Origin of the sequence: Streptosporangium sp. NPDC000396, assembly GCF_042898655.1 — a bacterium.
In the GTDB taxonomy this organism is placed as follows: Bacteria; Actinomycetota; Actinomycetes; order Streptosporangiales; family Streptosporangiaceae; genus Streptosporangium.
Genome location: NZ_JBIAZA010000024.1, coordinates 13904 through 29284 on the forward strand (window position 1 = coordinate 13904; position 15381 = coordinate 29284).

15 protein-coding genes are annotated in these 15381 nt (G+C 69.1%); 3 read left to right on the forward strand and 12 right to left on the reverse strand.

Features of this window, described 5'->3' with window-relative positions:
• Positions 1–10: 10 nt before the first annotated feature.
• Both ACFY2X_RS32545 and ACFY2X_RS32550 read right to left on the reverse strand, forming a co-directional pair.
• On the reverse strand, positions 11–682 hold the full coding sequence (locus tag ACFY2X_RS32545; protein WP_389945970.1) for a response regulator: 672 nt from the start codon (positions 680–682) through the stop codon (positions 11–13).
• Entirely contained in the window at positions 679–2073 is a 1395-nt protein-coding gene (locus ACFY2X_RS32550) for a sensor histidine kinase (protein WP_389945973.1), read from the reverse strand. The genes ACFY2X_RS32545 and ACFY2X_RS32550 overlap by 4 nt, the downstream gene beginning before the upstream one ends.
• Before the next feature lie 677 nt (positions 2074–2750).
• On the opposite strand from ACFY2X_RS32550, the gene ACFY2X_RS32555 reads away from it, so the two are divergent.
• Positions 2751–3854, forward strand: a complete 1104-nt coding sequence (locus ACFY2X_RS32555) for an alpha/beta hydrolase family protein (protein ID WP_389945976.1) — start codon at positions 2751–2753, stop codon at positions 3852–3854.
• 60 nt (positions 3855–3914) lie between these two features.
• On the opposite strand, the gene ACFY2X_RS32560 is transcribed toward ACFY2X_RS32555, so the two are convergent.
• The 5 genes from ACFY2X_RS32560 to ACFY2X_RS32580 form a co-directional block, all read right to left on the reverse strand.
• On the reverse strand, positions 3915–4643 hold the full coding sequence (locus tag ACFY2X_RS32560) for a PH domain-containing protein (protein WP_389945978.1): 729 nt from the start codon (positions 4641–4643) through the stop codon (positions 3915–3917).
• A gap of 97 nt (positions 4644–4740) precedes the next feature.
• Positions 4741–5820, reverse strand: a complete 1080-nt coding sequence (locus ACFY2X_RS32565; RefSeq protein ID WP_389945981.1) for an adenosine deaminase — start codon at positions 5818–5820, stop codon at positions 4741–4743.
• Positions 5821–6112: 292 nt separating this feature from the next.
• Positions 6113–6466 (reverse strand): cupin domain-containing protein, encoded by a 354-nt coding sequence (locus ACFY2X_RS32570; protein WP_389945984.1) that lies wholly within the window; start codon positions 6464–6466, stop codon positions 6113–6115.
• Between the two features lie 37 nt (positions 6467–6503).
• The gene (locus ACFY2X_RS32575) at positions 6504–7124 is read right to left on the reverse strand and encodes a hypothetical protein (protein ID WP_389945987.1); all 621 of its coding nucleotides are present in this window, start codon (positions 7122–7124) and stop codon (positions 6504–6506) included.
• 269 nt (positions 7125–7393) lie between these two features.
• A complete protein-coding gene (locus ACFY2X_RS32580) occupies positions 7394–8818 on the reverse strand; it encodes an MFS transporter (RefSeq protein WP_389945990.1) in 1425 nt (474 codons plus the stop codon).
• An 87-nt stretch (positions 8819–8905) separates the two neighbouring features.
• Between ACFY2X_RS32580 and ACFY2X_RS32585 the strand changes: the two genes are divergently transcribed.
• Entirely contained in the window at positions 8906–9304 is a 399-nt protein-coding gene (locus tag ACFY2X_RS32585) for a MarR family winged helix-turn-helix transcriptional regulator (protein WP_389945993.1), read from the forward strand.
• A gap of 28 nt (positions 9305–9332) precedes the next feature.
• Positions 9333–9524: a hypothetical protein gene (locus tag ACFY2X_RS32590; RefSeq protein ID WP_389945996.1), complete on the forward strand. Its 192-nt coding sequence runs from the start codon at positions 9333–9335 to the stop codon at positions 9522–9524.
• Positions 9525–9603: 79 nt separating this feature from the next.
• On the opposite strand, the gene ACFY2X_RS32595 is transcribed toward ACFY2X_RS32590, so the two are convergent.
• The 5 genes from ACFY2X_RS32595 to ACFY2X_RS32615 form a co-directional block, all read right to left on the reverse strand.
• Positions 9604–10884 (reverse strand): thymidine phosphorylase, encoded by a 1281-nt coding sequence (locus ACFY2X_RS32595; protein WP_389945999.1) that lies wholly within the window; start codon positions 10882–10884, stop codon positions 9604–9606.
• 2 nt (positions 10885–10886) lie between these two features.
• Entirely contained in the window at positions 10887–11282 is a 396-nt protein-coding gene (locus ACFY2X_RS32600) for a cytidine deaminase (protein WP_389946002.1), read from the reverse strand.
• 61 nt (positions 11283–11343) lie between these two features.
• Positions 11344–12621: an ABC transporter permease gene (locus tag ACFY2X_RS32605; RefSeq protein ID WP_389946005.1), complete on the reverse strand. Its 1278-nt coding sequence runs from the start codon at positions 12619–12621 to the stop codon at positions 11344–11346.
• Positions 12618–13769, reverse strand: coding sequence for an ABC transporter permease (locus ACFY2X_RS32610; RefSeq protein WP_389946008.1), 1152 nt, complete (start codon positions 13767–13769; stop codon positions 12618–12620). Before ACFY2X_RS32610 ends, ACFY2X_RS32605 begins: the two co-directional genes overlap by 4 nt.
• Before the next feature lie 37 nt (positions 13770–13806).
• On the reverse strand, positions 13807–15345 hold the full coding sequence (locus ACFY2X_RS32615) for an ABC transporter ATP-binding protein (RefSeq protein WP_389946010.1): 1539 nt from the start codon (positions 15343–15345) through the stop codon (positions 13807–13809).
• Positions 15346–15381: the final 36 nt, after the last annotated feature.

Here is a 15381-nt window from a genome sequence, read left to right on the forward strand (position 1 = left end):
CTCCCTCGGATCACCCACGACTGCCCGGGGAGACCAGTCCGGTCTCGTAGGCGACGACGACGGCCTGGACTCGGTCGCGGAGACCGAGTTTGGACAGGATGCGCGCGACGTGGGTCTTCACCGTCGTCGGGCTGAGGGTCAGCCGGTCGGCGAGTTCGGCGTTGCTCAAGCCGGTGGCGAGCAGGCGCAGCACCTCCACTTCCCGGGGCGTCAGCTCGGACAGATCCCGGTGGAGTGTGGTCTTGGCGTCATCGCGGGGAGCGAAACGCTCGACCAGGCGACGGGTGATCGTCGGGGCGAGCAGGGCGTCGCCGGAGCGCACCAGGCGCACCGCGGCCACGAGGTGCTCGGGGGTGACGTCTTTGAGCAGGAAGCCGCTGGCACCCACGGTGAGGGCCGTGTAGACGTAGTGGTCGAGATCGTAGGTGGTCAGGATGAGGATACGAGTGTCCTCCGCACCGCCGGCCAGGATCCGCCGGGTGGCTTCGAGGCCGTCCATCTGCGGCATCCGGATGTCCATGAGCACGACGTCGGGCCTGGTGCCCCGGACGGCGGCGACCGCCTCGGCTCCGTTGGCCGCCTCGGCCACCACCTCGATGCCGTCGGCGGCGAGGATCATCCCGAAGCCGGTGCGTACCAGCGCCTGGTCATCGGCGATGACGGCGCGCAGCGGCCGGCTCATGCGTCTCTCCACGGGATCCGGGCCTTGATCCGGTATCCGCCGCCGGTTCTCGGCCCGGCGTCCAGGGTTCCGCCGTAGACGGCGAGCCGCTCACGCAGGCCGATCAGCCCGCGGCCGTTGCCGGTCCGCGAGCGGGTTTCAGCCGCGCCGCCGGTGTCGGTGACCTCGATCTCCAGCCAATCTCCGTCGTGGCCGATCACGACGGACGCCGCCGCGCCCGCGGCGTGCTTGATCGTGTTGGTCAGGGCCTCCTGCACGACACGGTAGGCGGTCAGATCGACTCCCGCAGGCAGGGGACCGGGCGACGACACCGAGAGGGTCACCGGTGTCCCGGCGGCGCGGACCCGCTCGACCAGGCTGTCGAGCTGGTCGAGGCCGGGTTGCGGTTCGAGCCCGTCACCCGGGTTGCCGGGGCGCTCGCCGTCCGGGCCGGCGAGCAGGCCCATGACATGGCGCAGCTCGGCCATGGCGGCCCGGCCGCTGGCCTCGACCGCGAGCAGGGCCTGTTCGGACCGTTTCGGCTCCGTCTGCATCATCTTGCGCGCCGCGCCCGCCTGGATCAGCATCACGCTCACATTGTGGGTCACCACATCGTGGAGTTCGCCGGCGATCCGAGAGCGCTCCTCCTGTACGGCCCTGCGCATGGTCTCTTCCTGGTCCTGCTGCAGTTCGGCGAGCCGACGCCGGCTGGCGTTGAGCCGCTGCTGCCAGAAACGGACAAGGCTCGCGGCGACACCGGCGCTGAGCAGCACGACGAAGGGTCCCAGCCAGCTTGGCAGTCCTGGCGCGACGTCTCGGAAGGCGGCACCGGCCAGCACGGCGGCGAGCATGAGTCCGGCTACCGCCAGCACCCGGTTGCGGCCGTGGGCGACGGCGGTATAGGCCGCGATGGCACAGGTCAAAACGGTGATCCAGGTTGCTGCGTCTGCCGTGAGCAGGGCTGCGGACACCACCGCCCAGAAAGCGGCGAGCGGATACCGGCGCCGGACCGCCAGCGGCAACGCCGTCAGCGCCACCAGGAGCAGGGGCGGTTCGTAGTTCTGGGGGTCCACGTAGGGAACCACGGAGGGCTGAGGCGGACTGGGCGGCTCAGGCGGGCTAGGCGGCTGCGGCGGACTGGGCGGCTCAGGCGGACTGGGCGGCTGCATGCCGATACCCGGGGGCGAAGAAGGCTGGAGCTGCCAAGGCTCCACAAGGTGGGGCAGCTGAATGTCGAGAGGATGGTTACCGCCCGGGAATTTCGCCACCGCGGCCACCGCGACGGAGGTCAGCACGATCGCAAGCACCACGTCGGCGACGAGCGCTCGGCGGGACGGCTTGGTGGGTTCCTTTTCCGGGCGCAGCACGTCGAGCACGTACTGCCGCCACAGCCGTCGTTCGTCTGTTTCCACCAGCACATTGTCACGCCTGACCGCTTTCGCCACATCCGTCCCAGTGATCAGGGCTCTGTCCTTGAGACGTACATCGCGAGGATGACACCGCCACCGGATCCTCCGCACGAGGTATCCGATGTCGGTGCGACGGCCGACGCGCGCGAACATCGGCCGCGCCTAGCGTCGTTCCGCCATCAGGCCGTCCCTGGGAGTTCCCTGTCAAGGCGGCCGTCTCAACCGGGAAGGACAAACATTCCATCATGTCTCGTGCGGGGAATGCCGGGTTTACCCGGCGGGGAAATCGCTTGCCTGTTATGGGTTCCGCATTCGAAACGGTCAGGGCTTGGCCGTCGCCTACCTCAGCCAAAGAGGGCGAGAAGCCGCTCTCTTCAGGGAGCGGAGGAGTCACGAGTCATGTGATCGGGCCGGAAACAGCGGCCGAGCGGTACGACGGCTCCGGCGCTCCGGCGCCGGGATCGCCGACGCTCACCGCGGGGCACGGGGAGGCCGTCACTGTGACGGCGCCCTCCGGCAGCGGAAGGCCCACGTCGCGGAATCCGATGCTCCGTCGCGGCCTCGCCGCGGTGCTCGCCCTCGCGGCGTCCGCCTCCGCATCAGCCCCCGCCTTCGCCTCCGCGTCAACTTCCCCGTCAGCCCCCGCATCTGCCTCCGCCTCCGTGTCAGCCTCCGCGTCTGTGTCAGCCGGCTCTTCGGCTGAGCCGAGCGGCACTCCGTACCTGCCCAAGCCGACCGGTTCCCATCCGGTCGGCACCACGTCGCTGTACCTGAAGGACACCTCCCGCCCCGACCCCTGGGTTCCTGCGGCGAAGGCGCGGGAGCTCATGGTCTCCCTGTGGTATCCGGCGAAGTCGCCGGGCCGTCATCGGGCCCAGTACATGACGCCCAAGGAGTCGGAGCTTCTCCTGAAGGAGGCGGGAATCACCGGCGAAGCCGCCCAGGTGCTGAGCACGACAAAGACCAATGCCTTCACCGACGCCAAACCGGCAGGGCGTAAGCGCGATCTGCCCCTCATCGTGCTCTCCCCCGGCCACACCAAGCCTCGATCCGAGCTCACGGCGCTGGCCGAAGATCTGGCGAGCCAGGGCTACGTGGTGGCCGCGATCGGCCACACGTACGAGAACGTCGCCCAGACCTTCCCCGACGGACGGGTCACCACCTGTGTCACGTGCGGGATCAAGAAGAACCCGGCGTGGTGGGAGACGCTGGGAAAGAGCCGGGCGGCCGACGTCTCCTTCGTGCTTGACCAGCTGACCGGTTCACGCCCGAAGTGGAAGGGCACCTCGCTGATCGACCCGTCCCGGATCGCGATGGCGGGCCACTCCGTCGGAGGGGCGAGCACCATCGACGCCATGGTGAAGGACACGCGGTTGCGCGCCGGGATCGACATCGACGGCACCACGCACGGCTCGATCCCGGCCGGCGGGCTGTCGCGGCCGTTCCTGTTCCTGGGCAAGCCGGCCACATACACTCCCGGGGCCGGAGGTCCTGCCGCCACCTGGGAAAGCGACTGGAAACTCCTGACCGGATGGAAGCGCTGGCTCCTGGTGACCGGCACGGTGCACCAATCCTTCACCGACATCTCGGTGCTGGCCGACCAGCTCGGCGTCGACATCGACGCCGACCTGTCCGGAGCCCGCTCCTTGGAGATCACCCGCGACTATGTCCGGGCTTTCTTCGACCTGCACCTGCGCAAGAAGGCACAGCCCCTGCTGGACAAGCCGTCGGCACGCCACCCCGAGGTCAGGTTCTGCTCCCCGGACACGACGTCCTGCGAGTAGGGCATCGCCCGGCGCCGCGGGAGGTCCTTCCGGACCCGGCCAGGGGACCCGCGGGGCCGGTCAGGAGACGACCGTGGCGGCCACGACCAGGGCGAGCGCGACCGCCAGGGCGCCCAGGGCACTCGGGGCCCAGGTGACCTTCATCGGCACGGGCGCGGCGACCGCCTCATCGGCCGGCCCGGCAGGCACCCGTTCGGCGGACTCGGTGACCGTTCCGTCGCCGGACTTCGCCGGACTCCGCCTGGCGGGTTCGCCGGTGGCCCGCTGGGCGGCCAGGGCGGCCGCCCGTTTGGCGGACTCGGCGCGCTCGGTGATCTGCTCGGCCACCCAGTCGGCATGGGTCTTGCCCGCCAGCGCCTCGGCGGCGGCCTGCTCCGCCTTCGAGCGCACCGGCTCGGTCTTGTACCGGCTTCCGGTCCTGGCGAGGTTTCCCCTCCGTACGGCCGCCGCCCGCTCGCGGGCCGAGGTCTGCGGCGCCCAGCAGCGGACGTGCTTCTCACCCGAGGTGATCTTGATCGCGTGAGAGACCGTGACCTCGTCCACGCTCTCCCACGGCACGAAGGTGTTCCTGAGCGGGTTGCGGACCAGCACGCCGTCCTCGGTCACGATGATGGCCGGGCGCAGGCAGGCGACGAACGCCACCGCGGTCAGCACCCCGAGCACCGCCGCGGCGACCAGCGAGGGCGGTCCGTTGTAGCGGACGATCAGGTCCACCGCGTTGGCGGCTGCGAACGCCATCCAGATCCAGCCGATGACCAGCGCGGCCTTCGACCGGAACACCTGCTTCATCGAACACCCCCAGCACGGAGTTCCCGGGCCTCAGCCCCGGGAGGGGAACACGACACGGTGCCGCGCGACTCGGCTGACCCCACTCGCGTGAATCCGCTCACGCATGCCACTTGAGCTGCGCGAATCCGGGCTTGATGACACCGTTGATGAGCGCCAGACGCTCGTCGAACGGCAGGAACGCCGACTTCATGGCGTTGATCGTGAACCACTGCATGTCGTCCCAGCCGTAGCCGAACGCCTCCGACAGCTTGGCGAACTCCTCGGAGACGGTGGTCGCGCTCATCAGCCGGTTGTCGGTGTTGACCGTGACCCGGAAATTCAGCCGGCGGAGCAGCCCGATCGGGTGCTCGGCGATGGAGGACGCGGCGCCGGTCTGCAGGTTGGAGGTCGGGCACATCTCCAGCGGGATGCGCTTGTCGCGGACGTAGGCCGCGAGACGGCCGAGCTTGGGATCGCCGTCGGCCGACACCGTGATGTCGTCGATGATCCGGACACCGTGGCCGAGCCGGTCGGCGCCGCACCACTGGATCGCCTGCCAGATCGACGGCAGCCCGAAGGCTTCACCGGCGTGAATGGTGAAGTGAGCGTTTTCCCGCTGGAGGTATTCGAAGGCGTCGAGGTGGCGCGTGGGAGGGTAGCCCGCCTCGGCTCCGGCGATGTCGAAACCCACCACTCCGACGTCGCGGTAGCGGACCGCGAGCTCGGCGATCTCCATGGATCTGGCCTGGTGACGCATCGCGGTGAGTAGCGTGCCCACGCGGATGCCGCGGCCTTCGGAACCGGTCCTGAATCCCTCCTGCACGGCCTCGATCACCTCTTCGAGGCTCAGGCCCATGGAGGTGTGCTGCTCGGGCGCGTAACGCACCTCTGCGTAGACCACGCCGTCGTTCGCCAGGTCCTCGGCGCACTCGGCGGCGACCCGGACCAGTGACTCGCGTGTCTGCATGACGCCGACCGTGTGGTCGAAGGTCTCCAGGTAGCGCTCCAGAGAGCCGGAGTCGGCGGCCTCCTGGAACCAGGTTCGCAGTGCGTCCGCGTCGGTCGTGGGCAGCCGGTCGTATCCCGATTCGCGGGCCAGTTCGATGATGCTCTCAGGTCGCAGACCACCGTCGAGGTGATCGTGGAGCAACACCTTCGGAGCCCGGCGGATCTCCTCAAGAGTGGGTAGCTGACTCATCTCACCACCTTACCGTCGAGGGCCGGACTTGACGCCGAGGCCGGAACGGCGATCCCACGGTGACATGCGGCATCTCACGGCGACGCGGCCGCTCACGGTGATGTGAGTGCTCGCGGTGATGCGAGTGCTCATGACGATGCGGCCGCTCATGGCAACGCGGCCGCCCCTGGTGACATGTGGCCGCGCCCCGGCCCCGAAGTGCCCGGCGCGGCTTCACTTGTCGGCGTGTGTGGAAGAGGTTCGCGGACCGCGGCGGGACCGGAAGGAGGGCGGTCGCCACGCCGTTGTCCGGCTATTCGTCGCGGTTCGCGGTCTCGGGAGAGAAGGCCGGAAGGCAGACCGCGACGTATTCGGCGCCCTCGGGGCCGGAACTGTAGCGGACCTTCTCCCCCGGCTCGCTCACGAAGGCCTGCCCGGCGTTGATCTCGGTCGTGCCCGCCTCGTGCTCCACGATGACCGTGCCCTTGAGCACCAGCGTGTACTCACCGAACTCCGGCGTCTGGGCCGGCTCGTCCCATCCGGCGGGGGCCGTCATGTGCGCGATCGAGATCTGGCCGTCGCCGCTGTTGACCCTGCCGACGTATTCGTCGATCGTCTTGCCGCCCGGAACCGGGATCCGCGTTGCGCTGTCGATTTTGCGTACCATCAGGCCAGTCTGTCACTGGTCCGAGAGCGCGGCGCTCTCAGTGCGCGACGTCGATGACGAGCCGGTTCGGGTTCTTCTGCTCCGAGACCCGGAATCCCGCCTTGCGGGTGAGGACGAGGCCCACGCCCACCACGGCCTCGAAGTCACCGGTCTTGACCACGTTTCGCACGTTGCCCAGCTTGGCCGGGAAGATCGGGCCGCCCGCCCAGGTCGAGGAGCCCGAGTCGTCGTGCGCGCTGGCCGGGCTCATCGTCACCTGGAGGTAGGCCCCGCCCTTGACGTCGATCGGTTCGCCCGACCCGTCCTGAACGAGCTCGGGCACCCACAGCACCTTGTATCCGGGCAGGTCACCCTTGAGGTCGATCACCACACGGTCGAATCCCCCATGCTTGGCGAACCGCACTCCGGTGACGGTCGGCGGCTTGTCGGTGGCCCGCTCGACCTCGATCTCCTTGGTGCTCGTCGGAGGCTTCGGATCCGACCGGGTGGAGGCCGGGGAGGCCGGGGAGGCGGGCGGGGCCGACGGGCTCGGCGAGACCGTGGCCGCGGGGGCCGTGGCAGGCCGGGCCGAGGTCGCGACCGGTGTGGCGGAACCGCCGCAACCTGCGGCCGCCAGGACCAGGGGAACGAGGGCAAAGACGACGCGTGTGCGCTTCATGGCAGGCCTCCTAGCCCCTTAGATGCCCCGGAGCGGAGAGAGGTTCACCACGAAGGCGAAGATCCGCCATGTCCATGCGGTGATATCCGTTCTGGTGCGAGCTGGAGACCGTTCCGGTGCGAGCCAGGGACCGCAGTGAGGGGCAAAACCATACGAAATGGCGAATGCCATAAAAGCGACAAGGCCGCCGCGGGACCCCGGATCCCCGCGGCGGCCGGACTCGCCCGCCGTACGGGCCCGTGTCTCCCGTACGGCAGGCGAGTGTCTCCTCAGACCGTCTCCAGCACCCTCTCGTCCTCGACGACGGAGGCCGTACGCGGCCGGCGGAGGCCGGTGAGGGCGATCACCAGGCCGACCACCCCGAGGATTCCGGAGACTGTGATCGCGGCGCGGAAGCCGTCGATCGGGTTGGTGCTCGTGTTGGAGGTGAGCACCGCCGTCACGACGGCCAGCACCACCGCGCCGCCGACCTGCCCGGAGGTGTTGAGCAGGCCGGAGGCCAGACCCTGCTCGTCGTCCGCGACACCGTTGGTGGCCTGGATGTTCAGCGACGGGAAGGACAGGGCGAAGGCGATGCCCAGCAGGATCATGCCGGGGATGACCAGCGTGGCCAGGCTGGGAGCGCCGTCCACCCGCAGGAAGAACGCGTAGCCGGCGGCCAGCGCGGCCGAGCCGATCACGATCAGCCGGGCGGTGCCGAACCGGTCGGCCAGGCCGCCCATCTTGGTGGACGTCACGGCCACCAGCAGCCCGGCGGGCAGGAACGCCAGCGCGGTCTCCAGGGCCGACCAGTGCAGGAAGTTCTGGAAGTACTGCATGGCCACGAACTGGAAGCCGACATAGGAGCCGAACAGGATCACCAGGCCGAGGTTGGCCCGGACGATCGGGCCCGACCGCAGGATGCCGAGCCGCACCAGCGGGTGCTTGACCTTCTGCTCGGCCAGTACGAACACGGCCAGCAGCACCGCGGCGCCCACGAGCGAGGCGATCGTGCGGACCGAACCCCAGCCCGCGGCCGGGGCCTCGACCACGGCGAAGACCAGCAGCAGCATCGATGCGGTGATGGTCACCGCGCCGATGAGGTCGTAGCCGCCTTCGGCCCTCTCCTCGTGTTGCTTGGGCAGGAACTTCAGGGCGGAGACCAGCGCGATGATCGCGACGGGGACCGGCATGAGGAACGTCCAGCGCCAGCTGAGTTCGGTCAGCAGCCCCGAGAAGACCAGGCCCAGGGAGAAGCCGCTGGCGCCGGAGGCGGTGAAGATGCTGAGAGCCCTGTTGCGAGCCGGACCTTCGGCGAAGGTCGTGGTGATGATGGACAGGGCGGCGGGAGCGGTGAAGGCGGCGCTCACACCCTTGACGAAGCGGGCCGCGATCAGCAGCGTGCCGTCGCTGACCACGCCGCCGAGAAGCGAGGCCACGGCGAAGACCGCCAGCGCGGCCAGGAAAACCCTGCGCCGCCCGAGCAGGTCTGCGGTGCGGCCACCCAGCAGGAGCAGGCCGCCGTATCCGAGGACATATCCGCTGACCACCCACTGCAGGGAAGAGGTGGACAGACCGAGTTCGGCCTGGATGGAGGGCAGGGCGACTCCCACCATCGAGACGTCGAGTGCATCGAGGAAGACAACGGCGCAAAGCACGGTGAGCGCGGCCCAGAGGCGCGCATCCCACCGCTGATCTTGGGAGGAGGGAACCATGGGACGTAACAATACATGCATACGCATCTAATGCAAGTGAATTTAATTCGTGTGCATTAGATTCCTGTGCATGGTATGATCCGCGGCATGAGCGAGGAGTTTGTGGTCCGCGCGTGGCGCGAGGTGCTGGCCAAGCACGCCACCACCACTTGCGTGCTGGAGCGTGAGCTCTCCGAGAAACACCAGCTCGGCGTGAGCGAGTTCGAGGTCCTGGAGCGCATGGTCGAGGGCGGACAGCCCAAATACCGGGTGCAGGAAGTGGCCGACGCGGTCCACCTGAGCCAGAGCGCCTGCTCACGACTGATCGCCCGCCTGGAGAAGGCGGGTCTGGTGCATCGGGGAATGTGCGAGGCCGACCGGCGCGGCGTCTTCGTCTGCATCACCGACGAGGGCCGCGCACGTCACACGGCGGCCCTGCCCACCCACCGCGCGGTGCTGACCAGAATCTTCGCCCCCGACCAGGCCGAACTGACCAGCTCGAAATAACGGCCACGCCGGCGGCGACCCGCACTCCGTGAAGCCGTCTCCAGCCCAGAGGAACGGCGATGAGCGAGTTCGTGAAACGGGTGTCACCCAGGCGCGGGTTTCCCAGATCGAGCACGGCCAGATAGGCGGCCTGGACACCGTCCGCTCCTATGTCGTCGCCCTGGGCGGGACGTTGAACGTGGTGGACGACTTCGGGGACCACTCTGTGAAAGTCGCCTGAGCAAAAGACCGCCTCCCGGCCCGTCCGGGGCGGGAGGCGGTCATGTTCGACGAGGTCAGGCCGTCATGCTCGGTGACGGTCAGGCGGTGATGCGGTCGATCACCAGGGGCAGCAGGCCCGGGTCGGCGGCCTCACCGATCGCGTAGGAGCCCTCCAGCGCGGCGAGTGCCCGCTCGAAGCGGAAGGTCTCGTCGGCGTGCAGGGTCATCAGCGGCTGCCCCTCGCGGACCAGGTCGCCCGGCTTGGCGTGCAGCATGATGCCCGCGCCGAAGGACACCGGGTCCTCCTTGCGCTCCCGGCCCGCACCGAGCCGCCAGGCGGCCAGACCCACGCCGTAGGCGTCGAGCCTGGTCAGCACGCCGGAGGAGGGCGCGGTGATCTCCATGGACTCGGCGGCCTGCGGCAGCAGAGCGTCCGGATCCCCGCCCTGGGCCCTGATCATCCGGCGCCAGGCGTCCATCGCCGAGCCGTCCTTCAGCGCCTCTTCCGGGTCCTTGGCCCCGGGCAGGCCGGCGGCCTGCAGCATCTCGCGTGCCAGCCGTACGGTCAGCTCGACCACGTCGGCGGGGCCGCCGCCGGCGAGGACCTCGACGGACTCGGTGACCTCCAGCGCGTTGCCCACGGCCCGGCCCAGCGGCCGGTCCATGGCGGTCAGCAGCGCCACGGTGTTGACCCCGGCGTCGGTGCCCAGCTCGACCATGGTCGTCGCCAGCTCGCGGGCCCGATCCACGGTCTTCATGAACGCCCCGGAGCCGACCTTGACGTCCAGCACCAGCGCCCCGGTGCCCTCCGCGATCTTCTTCGACATGATCGAGGAGGCGATCAGCGGGATCGCCTCGACGGTGCCGGTGACATCGCGCAGCGCGTAGAGCTTCTTGTCGGCCGGGGCCAGGCCGTCACCGGCCGCGCAGATGACCGCGCCGGCGTTCCTGAGCACCTCCAGCATCCCCTCGTTGGACAGGGAGGCCTGCCAGCCCGGGATGGACTCCAGCTTGTCCAGGGTGCCCCCGGTGTGGCCGAGACCACGGCCGGAGAGCTGGGGCACGTAGCCGCCGCACGCGGCGACCAGCGGAGCCAGCGGCAGCGTGATCTTGTCACCGACGCCGCCGGTGGAGTGCTTGTCGGTGGTGGGGCCGGGCAGCGCCGACCAGTCCATCCGGGCCCCGGACCGGATCATGGCCTGGGTCCACTGGGCGATCTCCCGCCGGGTCATTCCCCTCAGCAGGATCGCCATCGCGAGGGAGGACATCTGCTCGTCGGCGACGACTCCCTTGGTGTAGGCGTCGATCACCCAGTCGATCTGTTCGACGGACAGCTCTCCGCCGTCCCGCTTGGTGACGATGACGTCGATCGCGTCCATGTTCAGGCCCCCCGGCTCAGGTCATCGGGTCCGAAGGCGTACGGCAGAATCTCCGCCATCGGCTTGGGACCGTCCACGGTCTCCACAAGCAGTTCGGCGCCGCCGAACTCATACAGCAGCTGGCGGCACCGGCCGCACGGCATGAGCAGTTCCTCGTGCCCGTCCACGCACGTGAACGCGACCAGCCGGCCGCCTCCCGAGGCCTGGAGCGCGGACACCAGCCCGCACTCCGCGCACAGCGCGAGGCCGTAGGAGGCGTTCTCCACGTTGCAGCCGGAAACGATCCGCCCGTCGTCCACCAGCGCGGCCGCGCCGACCGGGAACTTGGAGTAGGGGGCATAGGCGTTCGCCATGACCCGTACGGCCTCCGCCTTCAAGGCCGCCCAGTCGATGTTCATCCGGCCTTCTTCACTCGTGAGCGGGTCGCGGACGACCCGCTCCTCGTCTTGCGTGACAGGGTCACTTCGCCTGCCCCTTGCGGTACGGCACGCCGTCGGCGGCGGGCGGGCGGAGCCGCTGGGCGGCCAGCGACAGCACCAGCAGGGTGGTGATGTGCGGCGTGACCGAGGTGAACTGCGGCGGGATGGTGCTGGTCAACGCGAACACGACGAACACGATGACCGCCGCGATACCGGTGATCAGCGCCGCCCTGGCACGGTTCTGCCTGACGAGCTGGTAGACCGCCACACCGGCGATCAGGATCGCCAGCACCAGCAGCAGCGCGTGCACCGACTCACCGCCCCGGCGAAGCTGCAGCGCGTCGGTGTAGCCGAACAACGTCGCACCGGCCGCCAGGCCGCCGGGCCGCCAGTTACCGAAGATCATCGCGGCGAGGCCGATGAAGCCACGGCCACCGGTCTGCCCCTCGCGATACGCGCTGGCGGCCACCAGCGACAGGAACGCGCCGCCGAGGCCCGCGAGGGCTCCGGAGATGAGCACCGCGAGGTATTTGTAGTAGTACACGTTGACGCCCAGCGACTCCGCCGCCACCGGGCGCTCGCCACAGGAGCGCAACCGCAGGCCGAATGCCGTGCGCCAGAGCACGTAGTAGGTCAGCGGGATCATCAGGATCGCCAGGATGGTGAAGAGCGAGACGTTCGTCACCAGGCCCCGCAGGATGCCCGCCAGGTCGGACAGCAGGAACCAGTGCTTGGCCTCCATCGTGGCCAGCGAGTCCCCGATCCCCGGCACGCTCACGGTGCCCGGCTTGGGCACCGGAGGCGACTGGGAGTCGCCGCCGCCCGGCATCTCGGCGAAGGTGACCTTGGAGAGGAACTTGGTGACGCCCAGGCCCAGGATGTTGATCGCGACACCGGAGATGATCTGGTCCACCCCGAACGTCACGGTGGCGATCGCGTGCAGCAGGCCGCCCAAGGCCCCGCCGATCGCACCGGCGATGACGCCCGCCCAGGGGTTGCCGAAGTGGATCGCACCCCAGGCCCCGCACCAGGTGCCCAGGATCATCATGCCTTCGAGACCGATGTTGACCACACCGGCCCGCTCGGACCACAGGCCGCCGAGACCGGCCAGGCCGATCGGCACGGCCAGCGCGATGGCCGCGTTGATCGCCCCGGCCGAGGTGAGGTCGACGGCACCGGTGACGACCCGGGTGAACGACAGCAGGAGCACCAGCCCGCCCAGGGCGAGCAGGAGGGTCTGCCAGGTGACCTTGAACTTCCTGGTGGTCTTCGGCTCCAAAAACGGGGTCTCCGCCACGGTCACGGCGCCTTCGCTCATGCCGACGCTCCTTCAGCCCGAGGCGGGGTTGCACTCGCCAGTTCTTTGCTCACCCGGCGCTGCCCGGCCGAGATCTGGTAACGGTGGACCAGCTCGTAGGCGATGATGACCGAGAGCACGATCGTGCCCTGCATGATCTGGACGATCTCCGGAGAGATCTCGTGCAGCTGCAGGATGTTCGACGAGGTGTTGAGGAAGGCCCACAACAGGGCGCCGAAGGCGATGCCGACGGGGTTGTTGCGGCCGAGCAGCGCGATCGCGATGCCGATGAAGCCGAGTCCCGCGGGAAAGTCCAGGCTGTAGCTGTAGGACGCGCCGAGCAGCTGCGGCATGCCGACCAGGCCCGCCACCGCGCCGGACAGGATCATCGCGATGAGGACCATCTTCTTGACGTTCACGCCGCTGGCCACGGCGGCCGACTCGGAACGGCCGGTGGCGCGCAGGTCGAAGCCGAAACGGGTCCGGTTGAGCAGCACGTGGTACAGGACGCCCATGACGATCGCCAGGATGATGAGGCCGAACACCTTGGTCGGGGTGCCGGGGATGAGCTCCATACCGGGCACCCGGCCGGACTCGGCGATCGGATTGGTGCCGATGTTGTTGCTGCCCGCGACCTCGACGGCGAGACGCTCCTTGTTGAGCAGCCATGCGCCGATCGCGGTGGCGATGGCGTTCAGCATGATCGTGGAGATGACCTCGCTCACGCCGCGCTTGACCTTGAGCAGGCCCGCGATCGACGCCCAACCGGCACCGACCAGCATGGCGACGATGATGATCATCGCGACATGCAGCGGTCCGGGCAGGGTGATCGCGCCGCCCACGGCCGCCGCGATGAGCGCCGCGAGGCGGTATTGGCCGTCGACGCCGATGTTGAACAGATTCATCCGGAACCCGATCGCCACCGCCAGCGCCGACAGGTAGTAGGTCGTCGCCTCGTTGAGCGTCATGACGATCGAGCGCGGCCTCATGCCGTAGTCGACCATGACGCCCAGCGTCTCAAGGGGAGGGTCACCGGTCATCAGCAGGACAACCGAGGTGATCAACCCGGCGAACACGACGGCGAGGATCGGCGCGACGAGCGAGAGCAGGCCGCCGAGCCGGACCCGGCCGAGCAGCCGGTCGGTGAAGCTCGACTCCGCGGGACTCATGCGATCACCCCGGTCGCCGCCTGTGCTGTGTGGATGTTCATGCCGCCTCTCCAGCACCGGTCATGGCCGATCCGAGTTGCTCCGGTGTCACCGTGTGCGGATCCACGTCCGCGACGATACGACCGCGCAGGATCACCTTCAGCGTGTCCGACAGCCCGATGAGCTCGTCCAGGTCGGCGGAGATCAGGAGTACGGCCAGGCCCGCGGCGCGCGCGGCGCGCAGGTGGTCCCAGATCGCCGCCTGGGCACCGACGTCCACACCCCGCGTGGGGTGGGAGGCGATCAGGAACACCGGGTTCCCACTCATCTCCCGGCCGACGATCAGCTTCTGCTGGTTGCCGCCGGACAGGGCGGCGGCGTCCACGTCGATGCCCGGGGTCCGGACGTCGTACTCCTCGACGATGCGCTGGGTGTCGTTGCGGGCTCCCGCGCGGTCGATCCAGGGACCCTTGACATTGGGCCGCCGCGTCTGGTGGCCGAGGATCCGGTTCTCCCAGAGCGGCGCCTCCAGCAGCAGTCCGTGCCGGTGCCGGTCCTCGGGGATGTAGCCGATTCCGGCCTCACGGCGCCGCAGCGTCGGCCAGACGGAGATGTCCTCCTCGCCGAGCCGGATCTCGCCCTCGGCTCCGCGCATGCCCATGATGGCCTCGACGAGCTCGGCCTGGCCGTTGCCCTCGACGCCGGCGATGCCGAGCACCTCGCCCTTGCGGATGTCGAAGCTGACGCCGTCCACGATGCGGCGGCCGTCCACCGAGTTGACGGTCAGGTTCCGCACCGACAGCGCCACCACGTCCGTGACCGTGGACTCGCGGGTCTCGGGGCTGGGCAGCTCGCTGCCGACCATGAGCTCGGCCAGCTGCCTGGCGGTCACGCTCTTGGGGTCCACGCTCGCCACGGTCGTGCCACGCCGGATGACGGTGATGGCGTCGGCGACCGAGAGCACCTCGTCCAGCTTGTGCGAGATGAAGATGATCGTGAGGCCCTCGCGGACCAGCTCGCGCAGGTTGCCGAAGAGCTCGTCCACCTCCTGGGGCACGAGCACGGCGGTCGGCTCGTCCAGGATGAGGATCCGGGCGCCGCGGTAGAGGACCTTGAGGATCTCCACCCGCTGCCGGGCGCCGACTCCGAGATCCTCCACCATGGCGTCGGGGTCGACGCCGAGGCCGTAGGAGTCGGAGATCTGCCGGATCTTCTTGCGGGCGGCGCCGAAGTCGATGGCGATTCCCCCGGCGCGAGGCTCGCTGCCGAGGATCACGTTCTCCAGCACGGTCAGGTTGTCGGCCAGCATGAAGTGCTGATGGACCATGCCGACGCCTACCGCGATCGCGTCGGCCGGGGAGCGGAAGTGCGTGACCGTCCCGTTGACACGGATCTCGCCCTCGTCGGGGCGCTGCATGCCGTACAGGATCTTCATGAGGGTGGACTTGCCCGCACCGTTCTCGCCGACGATGGCATGAACGTGACCCTGCTTCACGGAGAGGGAAATGTCGCGGTTGGCCACGACGCCGGGAAATCGTTTTGTGATTCCCTCAAGCTCGACGGCCGGTTTCGAGGTGCTGATGACGGCCTCCTCCATACGGATGGCCCTGATTACAGAACGTGATATTGCCAG